The organism is Cribrihabitans marinus, assembly GCF_900109035.1.
Classification (GTDB): Bacteria; Pseudomonadota; Alphaproteobacteria; order Rhodobacterales; family Rhodobacteraceae; genus Cribrihabitans; species Cribrihabitans marinus.
Window position 1 is genome coordinate 394,057 of the sequence record NZ_FNYD01000002.1, and the last position, 14,554, is coordinate 408,610.

12 protein-coding genes are annotated in these 14,554 nt (G+C 66.8%); 7 read left to right on the forward strand and 5 right to left on the reverse strand.

Annotation, left to right across the window (positions count from 1 at the left end; all coding sequences use genetic code 11):
• The first annotated feature begins 132 nt into the window (after positions 1 to 132).
• From BMX57_RS04380 to BMX57_RS04390, 3 genes are all read left to right on the forward strand, one after another.
• Positions 133 to 1,953 (forward strand): ABC transporter ATP-binding protein, encoded by a 1,821-nt coding sequence (locus BMX57_RS04380; protein WP_092362893.1) that lies wholly within the window; start codon positions 133 to 135, stop codon positions 1,951 to 1,953.
• A 4-nt stretch (positions 1,954 to 1,957) separates the two neighbouring features.
• Positions 1,958 to 3,133 (forward strand): acetylornithine deacetylase, encoded by a 1,176-nt coding sequence (gene argE, locus BMX57_RS04385; protein ID WP_092362895.1) that lies wholly within the window; start codon positions 1,958 to 1,960, stop codon positions 3,131 to 3,133.
• 208 nt (positions 3,134 to 3,341) lie between these two features.
• Positions 3,342 to 4,508: a M20 aminoacylase family protein gene (locus BMX57_RS04390; RefSeq protein WP_092362897.1), complete on the forward strand. Its 1,167-nt coding sequence runs from the start codon at positions 3,342 to 3,344 to the stop codon at positions 4,506 to 4,508.
• A 24-nt stretch (positions 4,509 to 4,532) separates the two neighbouring features.
• Here the strand turns inward: BMX57_RS04390 and BMX57_RS04395 are convergent, their stop codons facing one another.
• Both BMX57_RS04395 and moaA read right to left on the reverse strand, forming a co-directional pair.
• Positions 4,533 to 5,831 (reverse strand): 3-deoxy-D-manno-octulosonic acid transferase, encoded by a 1,299-nt coding sequence (locus BMX57_RS04395; RefSeq protein ID WP_092362899.1) that lies wholly within the window; start codon positions 5,829 to 5,831, stop codon positions 4,533 to 4,535.
• A gap of 1 nt (position 5,832) precedes the next feature.
• Positions 5,833 to 6,840: a GTP 3',8-cyclase MoaA gene (gene moaA, locus BMX57_RS04400; RefSeq protein WP_092362901.1), complete on the reverse strand. Its 1,008-nt coding sequence runs from the start codon at positions 6,838 to 6,840 to the stop codon at positions 5,833 to 5,835.
• A gap of 90 nt (positions 6,841 to 6,930) precedes the next feature.
• On the opposite strand from moaA, the gene BMX57_RS04405 reads away from it, so the two are divergent.
• Complete coding sequence (locus tag BMX57_RS04405; protein ID WP_092362903.1) at positions 6,931 to 7,356, forward strand: hypothetical protein; 426 nt, start codon at positions 6,931 to 6,933, stop codon at positions 7,354 to 7,356.
• Between the two features lie 8 nt (positions 7,357 to 7,364).
• Here the strand turns inward: BMX57_RS04405 and BMX57_RS04410 are convergent, their stop codons facing one another.
• The 3 genes from BMX57_RS04410 to glmU are packed head-to-tail and all read right to left on the reverse strand — an operon-like array spanning position 7,365 to position 11,241.
• The gene (locus BMX57_RS04410) at positions 7,365 to 8,066 is read right to left on the reverse strand and encodes a DNA alkylation repair protein (RefSeq protein ID WP_092362905.1); all 702 of its coding nucleotides are present in this window, start codon (positions 8,064 to 8,066) and stop codon (positions 7,365 to 7,367) included.
• A complete protein-coding gene (glmS, locus tag BMX57_RS04415) occupies positions 8,063 to 9,886 on the reverse strand; it encodes a glutamine--fructose-6-phosphate transaminase (isomerizing) (protein WP_092362907.1) in 1,824 nt (607 codons plus the stop codon). The genes BMX57_RS04410 and glmS overlap by 4 nt, the downstream gene beginning before the upstream one ends.
• The gene (gene glmU, locus BMX57_RS04420) at positions 9,886 to 11,241 is read right to left on the reverse strand and encodes a bifunctional UDP-N-acetylglucosamine diphosphorylase/glucosamine-1-phosphate N-acetyltransferase GlmU (RefSeq protein WP_092362909.1); all 1,356 of its coding nucleotides are present in this window, start codon (positions 11,239 to 11,241) and stop codon (positions 9,886 to 9,888) included. Before glmU ends, glmS begins: the two co-directional genes overlap by 1 nt.
• Positions 11,242 to 11,370: 129 nt before the next feature.
• Between glmU and BMX57_RS04425 the strand changes: the two genes are divergently transcribed.
• The 3 genes from BMX57_RS04425 to BMX57_RS04435 all read left to right on the forward strand — a co-directional run bounded on the left by BMX57_RS04425 (position 11,371) and on the right by BMX57_RS04435 (position 14,547).
• Entirely contained in the window at positions 11,371 to 12,033 is a 663-nt protein-coding gene (locus BMX57_RS04425) for an HAD-IA family hydrolase (RefSeq protein ID WP_092362911.1), read from the forward strand.
• Positions 12,034 to 12,105: 72 nt separating this feature from the next.
• The gene (locus BMX57_RS04430; protein WP_092363103.1) at positions 12,106 to 13,302 is read left to right on the forward strand and encodes a DegT/DnrJ/EryC1/StrS family aminotransferase; all 1,197 of its coding nucleotides are present in this window, start codon (positions 12,106 to 12,108) and stop codon (positions 13,300 to 13,302) included.
• Between the two features lie 81 nt (positions 13,303 to 13,383).
• Positions 13,384 to 14,547, forward strand: coding sequence for an isovaleryl-CoA dehydrogenase (locus tag BMX57_RS04435; protein ID WP_092362913.1), 1,164 nt, complete (start codon positions 13,384 to 13,386; stop codon positions 14,545 to 14,547).
• Positions 14,548 to 14,554: the final 7 nt, after the last annotated feature.

The following is a 14,554-nucleotide window of genomic DNA, read 5'->3' on the forward strand; positions in this document are numbered from 1 at the left end:
CCCCCGCATCGAAACAGAGTTGAGGAAAAATGCAAGCCCCGCCTTGGCCAAATGGCGGAGGGTTTGACTTTGCCCGCATCACGGTCTTAGCGTTTCCGCAACAACCCGAATGGGCGAACAGGGAGCGTGCCGGTGCTGGATCATCCGATTGCCGAGATCAGGAAACTGCGGGTCGAGTTCCAGACCAAGGACGGCCCCGTGGTCGGGGTCGAGGACGTGTCCTTTGATGTCTATCCCGGCGAAACCGTCTGCATCGTCGGTGAATCCGGGTCGGGAAAGTCGGTGTCTTCGCTCTCGCTGATGCGGCTGGTCGAATTCGGCGGCGGCAAGATTGCAAATGGTGAATTGCTGTTCGACCGGCGCGACGGGCATGAGACCAACCTGGCCGACCTCGACCAGGATCTGATGAAGCGGATCCGCGGCAACGAGATCGGCATGATCTTCCAGGAGCCGATGACAGCGCTCAACCCCGTCTTCACCGTGGGCCGCCAGCTGACCGAGGGGTTGCGGGTGCACATGAACATGAACCGGGCCGCGGCCGAGGCGCGGGCACTGGAATTGCTGCGTCAGGTCCGCATCCCCGAGCCCGAACGGCGGCTGAAACAATACCCGCACGAACTGTCGGGAGGTATGCGGCAGCGCGTGGTGATCGCCATGGCGATGGCCTGCGAGCCGCGCCTGCTGATCGCGGACGAGCCGACCACGGCGCTTGATGTGACCATTCAGGCCGAGATCCTGGCGCTGATGGACCGGCTCAAGCGCGAGACCGGGACAGCGGTGATGTTCATCACGCATGACATGGCCGTGGTGGCGCAGATGGCGGACCGCGTGGTGGTCATGTATCGCGGCAACAAGGTCGAGGAAGGGCCGGTCGAACAGATCTTCGAGAACCCGACCCACGACTATACCAAGTCGCTTCTGGCGGCGGTGCCCAAGCTGGGCGAGATGCGGGACAAGCCCTGTCCCGAGCCGATGCGCCTGTTGGGTGTCGAGGGGCAGAACCTCAAGCCGGTCCCTGGCACGCAGGAAGTGCTCTTGCGTGTCAAGGGGTTGACCACGCGCTTCCCCGTCAAGGGCGGTTTCCTGCGCCGCACGGTGGCGAATGTGCACGCGGTCGAGGATGTCTCGTTCACCATCAACCGGGGCCAGACGCTCAGCCTTGTGGGCGAATCCGGCTGCGGCAAGTCCACGGCCGGCCGCTCGATCCTGCGGCTGGTCGAGCCTCTGGCCGGCGAGGTGGACCTGGACGGTCTGGACATCATGAAGCTGGACTCGTCCGGTCTGCGCCGGGCGCGGCTGGACATGCAGATGATCTTCCAGGACCCGTTCGCCTCGCTCAATCCCAAGATGAAGCTGGAAGAGCAGGTCGCCGAGCCGATGCGCAACTACGGCATCGCTTCGGGTTCGGAACTGCAGGACCGGGTGGCCAATCTGTTCGACCGGGTGCACCTGCCGCGCAGCTTCATGCGCCGCTACCCGCACGAGATGTCGGGCGGGCAGCGCCAGCGCATCGCCATCGCCCGCGCGCTGGCGTTGAACCCCAAGCTGATCGTCTCGGACGAGGCGGTGTCGGCGCTGGATGTCTCGGTGCAGGCGCAGGTGCTGAACCTGATGATGGAATTGCAGGCCGAGCTTGGTCTCAGCTATCTCTTCATCAGCCACGACATGGCCGTGGTCGAACGGGTCAGCCACTATGTCGGGGTGATGTATCTGGGCCGGATCGTCGAGATGGGACCGCGCGCGCGGATCTTCGAAAACCCGCAGCATCCCTATACCCAGGCGCTGATGGCGGCGGTGCCGATCGCCGATCCGCACAAGCGCAAGTCCGAGAAGGATCTGAATTTCAAGCCGATCCCGTCGCCAATCCACCCGACCGACCACGAGCCCGAGCCGTCGCGCTATGACGAGGTCGAGCCGGGACACTTCATCCTGCTCACCGACAGCGGCTACTGAGCGCATGGCGCAACGCCTGTCCCCGCTCGAGATCATGACCCAGCTGGTCTCGTTCCCGACGGTCAGCCGGGACACCAACCTGCCGCTGGTTGATTGGGTCGAGGCGTATCTGGACGAACACGGCATTGCCTCACATCGCTGGCCCGACCCGGACCAGCCGCACAAGGCGGCGCTCTTTGCCCATGTCGGCCCGTGGGAGGAAGGCGCCGTGGTGCTGTCGGGCCATACCGACGTGGTGCCGGTCGACGGGCAGCCCTGGGACAGCGATCCGTTCACCGTCACCGAGCGGGACGGCAAGTATCTCGGGCGCGGCACATGCGACATGAAGGGGTTCGACGCCATCGCCATCTGGGCGCTGGTCGAGGCCCATCAGCGCGGTGTCGCGCGGCCGCTGCAACTGGCGCTGAGTTTCGACGAGGAAATCGGCTGCACCGGCGCGCCGCCGATGATCGAGGCGATGCAGCCGGTCCTGCCCAAGGGCGCCGCGGTGATCGTGGGCGAGCCCACGACGATGCAGGTGGTGACAGGGCACAAGGGCGGGTTCGGATACGACACGCATGTCATCGGCTTCGAGGTGCACAGCTCGCTGATGCATACCGGGGTGAACGCGATCATGGCCGCCGCCCCGCTGATCGACTGGGCCAACCGGCGCAACGCAGAAAGCATGGCCGCGACCCCCTCGGAACTGGCGGCGCTGTTCGAGCCGCCCTGGACCACCGCGCATGTCGGTCAGATCGAGGGCGGGACGGCGCATAACATCACCGCCAAGGATTGCCGCTTTGCGATGGATTTCCGCATCGTGCCGGATGAGGATCCCGAGGCATGGCGCGGCGCCTATCTTGACCAGGTGCGCGAGGTCGAGGCGCAGATGCAGGCGGTGCATCCCGAGGCGCGCATCGACATAAGCCAGCGGTTCCGGGTTCCGGCGCTGACGCCCGAGACCGAGGGGGCGGCCGAAACCCTGGCCCGCGCCCTGACCGGCGACAACGCGCGACACGTGGTGAGCTATGGCACCGAGGCAGGGCAGTTCCAGGAGGCGGGTTATTCCGCGGTTGTCTGTGGACCCGGCGACATCGCCCAGGCGCATCAGCCCAACGAATACATCACCGTGGCGCAGTTCGAGGCCGGCGTCGCCTTTGCCGACAGGCTGGTGCGGCGGCTTTGCGCGGCATCCGGCTGATCCTGCGCGGACTGGTTGAATTGCGCGCATCGGGAAATAGCTTGTACCCGAGACCCGCGCGGTGGACAAAGAGGGCGACGGATCGGGACCTTCGGGTTTCAGAGCGGTCCCGAGGGCCGGAAAGGCCTAGGCCGCATCGCAGCCGCCGAACAGCCCAGACCGCAGGGACACCCGTGCCGGCACACCGACAGAGAACGGAGACGCATTGATGCCAGTCAAGAACCGCTTTGCAGAATTGCATGACGAGATTACCGCATGGCGACGGGATATCCACGAAAACCCCGAAATCCTGTATGAAACCCATCGCACAAGCGCGCTGGTTGCCGAAAAACTGCAGGAGTTCGGCTGCGACGAGGTGGTGACCGGGATCGGGCGCACCGGCGTCGTGGGCGTCATCAAGGGCAAGTCGGACAAGGCCGGCAAGGTGATCGGCCTGCGGGCGGATATGGACGCGCTGCCGATCCACGAGGCGACCGGGCTGGACTATGCCAGCAAGACAGCCGGCGCCATGCATGCCTGCGGCCATGACGGGCACACCGCGATGCTGCTGGGGGCCACCAAATACCTCTCCGAGACCCGCAATTTCGACGGCACCGTGGTGGTGATCTTCCAGCCCGCCGAAGAGGGGGGCGCCGGCGGCAAGGAGATGTGCGATGATGGCCTGATGGAGCGCTGGGGCATCCAGGAGGTCTATGGCATGCACAACTGGCCGGGCCGTCCGATCGGCAGCTTCGCGATCCGCCCCGGCGCGTTCTTTGCCGCCACCGACCAGTTCGACATCACCTTCGAGGGCCGTGGCGGCCATGCCGCCAAGCCGCACGAGACCATCGACACGACCGTCATGACCGCGCAGGCGGTCCTGGCGCTGCAGACGATCTCCAGCCGGAATGCCGATCCGATCGACCAGGTGGTGGTCTCGGTGACGTCGTTCGAAACCTCGTCCAAGGCATTCAACGTGATCCCGCAGCGGGTCCAGATCAAGGGCACGGTGCGCACGATGAGCCGCGAGATGCGCGATCTGGCGGAAACCCGGATCAACGAAATCTGCACCGGCATCGCCGCGACCTTCGGCGGAAGGGCCGATGTCACCTACATGAGTGGCTACCCGGTCATGGTCAATTCCGAGGAACAGACCGAATTTGCCGCCGATGTGGCCCGCGCGGTCTCGGGCGGGTGCGACGACGCGCCCTTGGTGATGGGCGGCGAGGATTTCGCCTTCATGCTCGAGGAGCGGCCGGGGGCTTATATCCTGGTGGGCAACGGCGACACCGCCTCGGTCCACCATCCCGAATACAATTTCAATGACGAGGCGATCCCCGCCGGCTGCAGCTGGTGGGCCGAGATCGTCGAGCGGCGGATGCCGGCGGCTGGCTGATCCCGCGCACCCGGTGGCGCGTTCTCAGTCGAGACCCAGGCGCTTGCAGAGTGTTTCGACAACCGCGTCCAGAGCGGCTTGACCCTCGGCCACGCTCTGTGACGCGGCTTGCCGGGCTGCGGCAAAGGCCGCGTCATCCGTCAGCCAACGGTTGACCGCGCGGTGCAGTTCGGCGGCCGAATTCACCTCGACCGCGCCGCCGCCTGCAATCAGGGCGGCATAGGTTTCCGCGAAATTGAAAAACCCGGGTCCGGTCAGCACCGCTGCACCGGCCTGGGCGGGCTCGAACGGGTTATGGCCGCCGATCCGCTCCAGCGAGCCGCCCATGAACACCAGCGGACAGAGCGCGTACCAGGTTCCGGTCTCGCCCAGCGTGTCCGCCATGAAGACCTGAGTGGCCTCTGTCACGGCTTCTCCGGCGCTGCGGCAGGCGCCGGTCAGCCCGGCCTGCTCGATCATCGCAGCGACCTCTGGGCCGCGCTCCGGATGCCGTGGAACCAGGATCAGAAGCAGCTCGGGATGATCCGCCAGCAGCCGCTTGTGGGCGTCCAGCACCACCGCCTCTTCGCCCGGATGGGTGGAACTGGCGACCCAGACCGGCCGCGCGCCGATATCCCGCCGAATGCGGGCCAGAGCGACCTCGTCCACCGGCAGCGGATCGGACAGCGCCTTGAGATTGGTGCCCGGTTGAACCCGCGCCGGATCCGCCCCCATCGCCAGCAGGTTGTCGGCGGATTTGCGGTTCTGGGTCAGGAAGAGGTCGAACTGCTCCAGCAGGAAACCGGCCGTTTTCGGAAACCGGCGCCATTTGCGGACCGACCCGTCCGACAGGCGCGCGTTGATCAGCGCCAGGGCAAGGCCGCGGCGCCGGCCCTCGACGATCATGCGCGGCCACAGCTCGCTTTCCACAAACAGGCCGGCCTGAGGCCGCCAATGGGCATAGAACCGGCGCAGCGGCCCCGCCGCGTCGATCGGTGCGAACTGGTGACAGCTGCGCGGCGGCAGGCGTTTGGCGATCAGCCGGGCAGAGGTCGGCGTGCCCGAAGTGATGAGAAAGCTGTGCTGCGGCAACCGCCGCGCCATGCGTGTGATCAGCGTCAGCACCGAGAGGCTTTCGCCGACACTGGCCGCGTGAAACCAGATCAGCGGCCCCGGCGCGCGGGTCAGCGACGGGTGGCCCAGCCGTTCCTGGCGGCGCTCCGGCGACACGCCGGCCTGCACCAGCTTGCGACGGATCGTCCACCAGGCCAGCGGACCCAGGGCCGCCGTCAGCCCGCAATACAGACGGTAAAGCGGCGTTGGCACGCCGCCGTGACGGCTCATCTCAGCCGCCCGTGTGGCTCATGTGGCGGGGCATCTGCCCATCCGCGCGCTGCCGGGAATAGTCGAAGTCATGCCCTTTGGGCTTGCGGTCGATGGCCGCGCGGATCGCGGCCTCGAGCGGCGCTTCGCTGTCCGGGCTCTCGCGCAGGGGGCGGCGCAGGTCGGCCATGTCCTCCTGGCCCAGGCACATATACAGCTCGCCCGTGCAGGTCAGCCGCACGCGGTTGCAGCTTTCGCAGAAATTGTGGCTGAGCGGGGTGATGAACCCGATCTTCTGGCCGGTCTCTTCCAGCCGGACATAGCGGGCGGGGCCGCCTGTCCGCTCGGCCAGGTCGGTGACGGTATAGTGCTCCTGGTAGCTGCGGCGCACGTCCTTGAGCGACCAGTATTGATCCAGCCGGTCCTCGTTGCCGATATCGCCCATCGGCATGACCTCGATCCAGGTCAGGTCCATGTCGCGCTCGGCACACCATTCGGTGATGCGCGGCAGCTCCTCCTCGTTGAAGCCCTTGAGCGCGACGGCGTTGATCTTGACCCGCAGCCCGGCCTTCTGCGCCGCGTCGATGCCGTTCAGAACCTGCGGCAGCCGGCCCCAGCGCGTGACCTTCGCGAATTTGGCCTCATCCAGCGTGTCGAGCGAGACATTCACCCGCCGCACCCCGGCGGTATAAAGCTGATCGGCAAAACGCGCCAACTGAGACCCGTTCGTGGTCAGCGTCAACTCCTTCAGCGCGCCGCTGTCCAGATGCCGGGTCATCGCGTTGAAAAAGGTCATGATGTCGCGCCGCACCAGCGGCTCGCCGCCGGTGATCCGCAGTTTCTCGACACCCAGACGAACGAATGTGGTGCACATCCGGTCCAGCTCTTCCAGCGTTAGCAAATCCTTCTTGGGCAGGAATGTCATGTTTTCGGACATGCAATAGACGCAGCGGAAATCGCACCGGTCCGTGACCGAGACCCGCAGGTAGGTGATCGCGCGGGCGAAGGGATCAATCAATGGCGAGGTCATGCCGCAATAGGTAAAGCGGAGCCATGCCGGCGACAAGGAGAAATCGCCTTTGCTCTGGTCCCGGCCTTCGCGGACAGTTAGGGTTTTGACATGCGAACCCTATTGCTGATTTCCATCGTGACGGTCGCAGGTTGCGACCAGTTCCGCTCCTCACTGGAAGGCCCCGCCGCCGCGCCCGACACTGAAATTGTCGCCGGCGAGGAGGCCCCGCCGCAAGCCACGGAGGGCGCCGCCGCGCCGCGCGACCAGATCGATCCGGGCTGGACCGGCGCGCGCCAGACCGTCGCCGGGCTGGGCGATCCGACGATTCCCGGGCCATGGCTGGAAACGCCGCTGGTCACCCAGGAACGGCCCGGGCGGGTGGTGATGCGCAAGACCGGCGCCTCGGCGGTGGTCACGCTGATCCCGTCGGGGGGCGAGGTCGGCTCGGGCAGCCGCCTGTCGCTGGCTGCGATGCGGGCCCTGCTGGCGCCGATCGACCAGTTGATCGAACTGGATGTCTACTCCACCAGCTGACGGGATCCTCAGTCGCCGGGCGGACCCAGGTATTTGCCCGCTTCCCGGCGGGCAAACGCCTTCATGTCCGGCCCGTGGCGGTCCAGGAACCGCCGCACGCGGTCGGGGTCGTGTTTGGACAGGTCGCGCAGCCACCAGGCCACCGCCTTCTGGATGAACCAGGTCTTGTCGGTGACATAGCCCGCGGCCCAGGACAGGATCCGGTCGCGCCGCGCCAGGTCCTCGGCCGAGGGATGCGTCATCTTGGTCCAGGGCAGGGTCGCCACCAGCGCGGCACGGCGGGTCCACAGGTGGTCCGAGCCGGTCCAGCCCTCGACGATATCCAGGCGCGTCGGGTCCGCGGTCAATCGGCGCTGCATGGCCATGCAGGCGTGGTCGGCGATGGCCCAGGCATCGAAATCCGGAAGCCAGGAACACAGAAGCGCCCAGACGTCGTGATCGTCCGGGCGGATTCGGGCCTGGGTCAGCAGCTTGGCCGCGGCCACCCGCGCCTCGTGGATGTTCGTTCTCCACAGGGCATCCGCCAGTGCGACCCGTTCGGGCGCCGGCACGGCCCGCCGCCAGTCGCGGCTCAGGGCGTCGAGATCGGGGTTCGGCACACCCAGATAGGGGCGGTCGGCCTTGTGATAGGCGGCCATCTGCTCGGCCCGGCCGGGCTCGGCCCGCGCCCGGATCGCGGCAAGCGCCGCCTCGGGCGTGGGCGCGCTCATTCCACGGTCACGGATTTCGCCAGGTTGCGCGGCTGGTCCACGTCGGTGCCCTTGGCGACGGCCGTGTGATAGGCAAGCAGCTGCGCCGGCAGGGCATAGAGGATCGGGGCCAGGCTGTCATGGACCCGCGGCATGCGGATCGTCTGCCAGACACCGTCGCCGGCCTCGGAGATGCCTTTGTCGTCCGAGATCAGCAGCACCTTGCCCTCGCGCGCCATCACCTCCTGCATGTTCGAGACCGACTTGTCGAACAGCTCGTCGCGTGGCGCCATGACCACCACCGGCACCTGGTTGTCGATCAGGGCGATCGGCCCGTGCTTCAGCTCTCCGGACGCATAAGCTTCGGCGTGTATATAGCTGATCTCTTTCAGTTTTAGCGCCCCTTCTAGGGCGAGAGGGTACATCAACCCGCGGCCCAGGAACAGGATATCGCGGGCTTCGGCCAGGCGCTTGGCGACGCTCTCCATGGCCGGCTCCTGGTCCAGCGCGGCATTGATCGACGCGGGCAGGCCGCGCAACGCCGCGATGTGGTCGGCCAGATCATCGGCGGTCAGCGCGCCGCGATCGGTGGCGGCCTTGAGCGCGAGGATGAGCAGGACCGACAGCTGGCAGGTGAACGCCTTGGTCGAGGCCACGCCGATCTCGACCCCGGCATGGATCGGCAGGGCCAGGTCGCTTTCGCGGGCGATCGAGCTTTCGGGGACGTTGACCACCGACACGATGCGCTCTGCCTTGCCGGCGCAATAGCGCAGCGCGGCCAGCGTGTCGGCGGTCTCGCCCGACTGGCTGACGAAAAGCGCAAGCGTCCGCGCCGCGACGGGCGGTTCACGATAGCGGAATTCCGAGGCGATATCGACCTCGACCGGCAGGCGGGCCAGCTGTTCGAACCAGTATTTGGCTGTCAGGCAGGCATAGTAGGCCGTGCCGCAGGCCACCATGACCACGCGGTCGATCCCGGTGAAGTCCAGCCCGCCGTCGGGCAGGGTGACGGCATCGTCTCCCACCGGCAGATAGGCGCGCACCGCCTCGGCGATGGTGCTGGGCTGCTCGTGAATCTCCTTGGCCATGAAGTGCTTGAACCCGGCCTTGTCGACCCGCGCGGCCTCGGCGCGAATGGTGCGAACCGCACGCTCGACCCGTGTGCCCTCGTCATTGCGGATCTCGAGAGACCTGCGCGTCACCACCGCACGGTCGCCCTCCTCCAGATAGGTGATGCGGTCGGTCAGCGGGGCCAGGGCGATGGCGTCCGAGCCCACATACATCTCGCCGTCGCCATGCCCGACGGCCAGCGGCGAACCCTTGCGCGCCGCCACGATCAGATCCTCTTCGCCCTCGAAGAGAAAGGCCAGGGCGAAGGCGCCGTGCAGCTTGTCGATGGCTCGAAAGGCGGCGTCGACCGGCGGCAGACCCTGTTGCAGGAAGTGCTGCGCCAGCAGGGCAACCGTCTCGGTGTCGGTTTCGGTCTCCGCGGCAAGCCCGTGTTCGGCCAGCTCCGCCCGCAGATCGCGGTAGTTCTCGATGATTCCGTTGTGCACCACCGCGACCGGACCGGCCTTGTGCGGATGCGCGTTGCCCACCGTCGGCGCGCCATGCGTGGCCCAGCGGGTGTGGCCGATGCCGGCCTTGCCGGGCAGGGGGTCGTGCACCAGCAGATCGCCCAGGTTGACCAGCTTGCCCACCGCCCGCCGCCGGTCCAGCGCCGCGCCGTTCACGGTGGCGATGCCCGCGCTGTCATAGCCGCGATATTCGAGCCGTTTCAGCGCCTCGACAAGGATCGGGGCCGCTTCGTGCTCCCCCAGGACACCGACAATTCCACACATTAGCTTTGCTCTTTCTGCTGCCGGGCCTTCTTGGATTTCAACATATCGAACAATTTGCGGGCGCGGCCCGGTTTGTTCTCCTGTTTCGCCCTGGCCAGGGCCAGGGCGTCGGCCTCGACATCCCGGGTGATCACCGAACCGGTCGCCGTCATCGCGCCATCGCCCAGTTTCACCGGTGCGACCAGCATCGTGTCCGAGCCCACGAAGACGCCCGCGCCGATCTCGGTGCGGTGCTTCATGAAACCGTCATAGTTGCAGGTGATCGTGCCGGCGCCGATATTCGTGGCCGCGCCGACCGAGGCGTCGCCGATATAGCTCAGGTGGTTGACCTTGGCGCCCTCGCCGATCTGCGCGTTCTTGACCTCGACGAAATTGCCGACGCGGCTGTCCTCGGACAGTTCGGTGCCGGGGCGCAGGCGGGCATAGGGGCCGACCACCGCGCCGCGGCTGACATGGCACCCCTCGAGATGCGAGAACGCGCGGATCACCGCGCCGCTTTCCACCGTTACGCCGGGGCCGAACACCACGTTGGGTTCGATCACCGCGTCGCGCCCGATAACCGTGTCGGCGGCCAGATGCACGGTGTCGGGCGCCAGCAGGGTGACGCCCAACTCCAGCAGGTCGGCGCGCGCGCGGGCCTGAAAGATGGCCTCGGCCCGCGCCAGTCCGGCGCGGCTGTCCACGCCCAGGGTCTCGGATTGATCGCAGGCAACGGCGGTCACTCGCAGGCCCTGCGCGGCTGCGATTTCGACCACGTCGGTCAGGTAGTATTCGCCCGAGGCGTTGTCGTTGCCCACCGCGTCGATCAGGCCGAACAGTGTCTCGGCCCTGCACGCCATCAGGCCGGAGTTGCAGAAGGTGATCGCGCGCTCGGCCTCGGTGGCGTCCTTGAACTCGACGATGCGGGTCAGCCGGTCGCCGTCCATAACCAGCCGGCCATAGCGCGCGGGATCAGAGGCTTCGAAACCCAGGATCACCAGGTCGTTCTCGGCGCGGGCGGCCAGCATCCGCTCCAGCGTTTCGGGACGCAGGAAGGGCGTGTCGCCGTAGAGGACAACCACGTCGCCGTCGAAACCCTCCAGCGCGGCGCGGGCCCGGGCGACGGCGTGGGCGGTTCCCAGCTGCTCATCCTGTGTCACCACCATCGCTTCGGGGTCCTCGGCGCGGGCGGCGGCGGACACCGCCTCGGCCCCGTGGCCGGCGACGATGACGGTGCGGTCCGGTGTCAGCGCCGCGCCCGAGCGCATGGCGTGAACCAGCATCGGAGCCTGCCCGATGGGATGCAGGACCTTGGGCAGGTCCGAGTTCATCCGGGTGCCCTTGCCGGCGGCAAGGATGACGAGGGCTGTGCTCATATCGAGGATTTCTCTTTCGTTTTTGCGCCGCCCGTTTTATCCGCTGGGCATCGGGGCGCAAGCAAGGCGGCGATCAAAACAGTTTGCGTGTTGCAACAGACTGGGGCGGAAACCTGCCGAGGGGGCGTGATGCGGACGGTGATATTCGATCTGGACGGAACGCTTGCGGACACGTCCGGCGACCTGTTGGCCGCGGCCAACCTGTGTTTCCAGCAGATGGGTCACGGTGACGTGCTTGACCCATTTGACGACGCCGCCATCGCCATGCGCGGCGGGCGGATGATGCTGCGGCACGGATTGCAGCGCGTCGGGGCCTTTGACGACGTGCTGGTCGAGAAGTTCTATCCGGTGCTGCTGGACGCCTATGCGCAGGCGATCGACACCCACACCTATCTCTATCCCGGCGCGATGGAGGCTGTGCAGGAGCTCAAGGCGCTGGGATATGGCGTCGGCATCTGCACCAACAAGCCCGAGGGGCTGGCCGATCTTCTGCTGGGTCGTCTGGGCATCCGGGCCGAGTTCGCCTCGATGGTGGGCGCCGGGACCCTGCCGGCGAATAAGCCTGACCCCGAACCGTTGCGGGCCGCCGCGAGGCTGGCGGGTGGCGATCCAGCGCAATGCGTCCTGGTGGGGGATTCCGAGACCGACCGGGCCACGGCCCGCGCGGCGGGGGTGCCGTCGATCCTGGTCACATTCGGCCCATCCGGCCACGAGATGGCGGCGCTGGAGCCCGAGGCGCTTCTGGACGAATTCGGCGATCTGGCGCGGGTCGTGCCGCGGTTGATCGGCTAATCGCGGCTTTGAAATCGTGGAAACGGCCGGCCGCCGCTTGACCGCTGGCTGGTGACGTCCGACAAATCCGACATGACCGAGACATTCACCGGCAGTTTCACCCAGCAGGAGCCGATCCCGGACGAGGCGATCGAGGCCGCGCTGGCGGTGATGCGGCACGGCCGCCTGCATCGCTACAACCAGGCGCCCGGCGAGATCGGTGAGGCCGCCCAGCTGGAGCAGGAGTTCGCGGCCCTGGTCGGCGCGAAATACTGCGTGGCGGTGGCCTCGGGCGGCTATGCGATGGCCACCGCGCTGCGTGCCGCAGGGGTTGGGCCCGGAGACGCGGTGCTCTCCAATGCCTTCACGCTGGCGCCGGTTCCCGGGGCCATTGCATCCTTGGGCGCGCGCCCGGTCTTTGTCGGCGTGGCCGAGGATCTGACCATCGACCTGGACGATCTTGCGGCCAAGGCGGATCAGGCCCGGGTCCTGCTGCTCAGCCACATGCGCGGCCATATCTGCGACATGGACCGGCTGATGGCGATCTGCGACGCCGCCGGCCTTCTGGTGATCGAGGATTGCGCGCACACGATGGGCGGGTCCTGGAACGGTGTGCCCTCGGGGCGGCATGGCGTGGCGGGCTGCTATTCCTGCCAGACCTACAAGCATGTGAATTCGGGCGAGGGCGGGTTGCTGGTCACGGACGATGCGGAACTTGCCGCGCGCGCGATCATGCTGTCGGGATCCTACATGCTGTATGAACGCCATCTGGCGGCGCCGGCGCCCGAGGTCTTCGAGCGGATCCGCTACGAGACGCCCAACATCTCGGGGCGGATGGACAATTTGCGTGCCGCGATCCTGCGCCCGCAGCTGCGCCATCTGGACGCCCAGGTGCCGCGCTGGAACGACCGTTACCGCGTGCTGGAGGACGGGTTGCGTGGTCAGCCCGGCCTGACCGTGATCGAACGGCCCGCGCCCGAGGGATATGTCGGGTCGTCCATTCAGTTCCTGTTGCTGGACTGGGCCGCGGGTCAAGTGCGCGAGGTGATCGCGCGCTGCGCCGCCCGCGGGGTCGAGCTGAAATGGTTCGGCGCGCCCGAACCGGTCGCCTTCACCTCGCGCTATGACAGCTGGCGCTATGCCGAACCGCCGCGGATGCCGGACAGCGACCGGATCCTGGCCGGTATCGTCGACATGCGCGTGCCGCTGACCTTCAGCCTGGAGGATTGCGCCCTGATCGCCCGAATCATCCGGTCCGAGGTCGGCGCGGTGTTCCAGGGCGGCGCCTGACGCCAGGGCGATTGACCGGGGCCGGATTCGCTGCTATCAGTTTATTGAACACTTGTTCATAAACGCGGGGAGGTCAGCGCGATGTTCATGGCAACCATGCAGTTCGATCTGGGCGAGGACGTCAACGCCCTGCGCGAGATGGTGCATCGCTGGGCGCAGGAGCGCGTCAAGCCGATGGCGGCCGAGATCGACCGGACCAATGCCTTTCCCAACGAGTTGTGGACCGAGATGGGCGAGCTGGGCCTGCTGGGCATCACCGTGCCCGAGGAATTCGGCGGCGCCGAGATGTCCTATCTGGCCCATGTGATCGCGGTCGAGGAGATCGCCCGCGCCTCGGCCTCGGTGTCGCTCAGCTATGGCGCGCATTCCAACCTCTGCGTGAACCAGATCAAGCTGAACGGCAGCGACGCGCAGAAGCGCAAATACCTGCCCGGTCTGGTGTCCGGCGAGCATGTGGGCGCGCTGGCCATGTCCGAGGCGGGCGCGGGCTCGGACGTGGTGTCGATGAAGCTGCGCGCGGAAAAGCGCAACGACCACTATCGCCTGAACGGCAACAAGTACTGGATCACCAACGGCCCGGATGCCGACACACTGGTGGTCTATGCCAAGACCGATCCGTCCGCCGGCAGCAAGGGCATCACCGCCTTCCTGATCGAGAAGGAGATGAAGGGCTTCTCGACTTCGCCGCATTTCGACAAGCTGGGCATGCGCGGGTCGAACACCGCCGAACTGGTCTTCGAGGATGTCGAGGTTCCCTTCGAGAACGTGCTGGGCGAAGAGGGCAAGGGCGTGCGCGTGCTGATGTCGGGGCTCGACTATGAGCGGGTTGTGCTGGCCGGTATCGGCACCGGCATCATGGCCGCCTGCCTGGACGAGGTAATGCCCTATCTGGCCAGCCGCACCCAGTTCGGCCAGCCGATCGGGAATTTCCAGCTGATGCAGGGCAAGATCGCCGATATGTATACCGCGATGAACTCGGCCCGCGCCTATGTCTACGAGGTGGCCAAGTCCTGCGACAACGGCACCGTGACCCGCCAGGACGCCGCCGCCTGTTGCCTCTATGCCAGCGAGCAGGCGATGGTTCAGGCGCACCAGGCGGTGCAGGCGATGGGCGGCGCCGGGTTCATGAACGAAACCCCGGTCAGCCGGATCTTCCGCGACGCCAAGCTGATGGAGATCGGCGCGGGCACGTCCGAGATCCGCCGCATGTTGGTCGGCCGCGAACTGATGGCGGAAATGCTCTAGGCTGGAT

Bases quoted from the DNA above. Each gene is read 5' to 3' on its own strand.
- BMX57_RS04410 (WP_092362905.1), bottom strand. From the start codon at position 8,066: ATGAGCGCGCCCACGCCCGAGGCGGCGCTTGCCGCGATCCGGGCGCGG.
- BMX57_RS04390 (WP_092362897.1), top strand. From the start codon at position 3,342: ATGCCAGTCAAGAACCGCTTTGCAGAATTGCATGACGAGATTACCGCA.
- BMX57_RS04405 (WP_092362903.1), top strand. From the start codon at position 6,931: ATGCGAACCCTATTGCTGATTTCCATCGTGACGGTCGCAGGTTGCGAC.
- BMX57_RS04430 (WP_092363103.1), top strand. From the start codon at position 12,106: ATGACCGAGACATTCACCGGCAGTTTCACCCAGCAGGAGCCGATCCCG.
- BMX57_RS04435 (WP_092362913.1), top strand. From the start codon at position 13,384: ATGTTCATGGCAACCATGCAGTTCGATCTGGGCGAGGACGTCAACGCC.
- BMX57_RS04395 (WP_092362899.1), bottom strand. From the start codon at position 5,831: ATGAGCCGTCACGGCGGCGTGCCAACGCCGCTTTACCGTCTGTATTGC.
- glmS (WP_092362907.1), bottom strand. From the start codon at position 9,886: ATGTGTGGAATTGTCGGTGTCCTGGGGGAGCACGAAGCGGCCCCGATC.
- BMX57_RS04425 (WP_092362911.1), top strand. From the start codon at position 11,371: ATGCGGACGGTGATATTCGATCTGGACGGAACGCTTGCGGACACGTCC.
- moaA (WP_092362901.1), bottom strand. From the start codon at position 6,840: ATGACCTCGCCATTGATTGATCCCTTCGCCCGCGCGATCACCTACCTG.
- glmU (WP_092362909.1), bottom strand. From the start codon at position 11,241: ATGAGCACAGCCCTCGTCATCCTTGCCGCCGGCAAGGGCACCCGGATG.
- argE (WP_092362895.1), top strand. From the start codon at position 1,958: ATGGCGCAACGCCTGTCCCCGCTCGAGATCATGACCCAGCTGGTCTCG.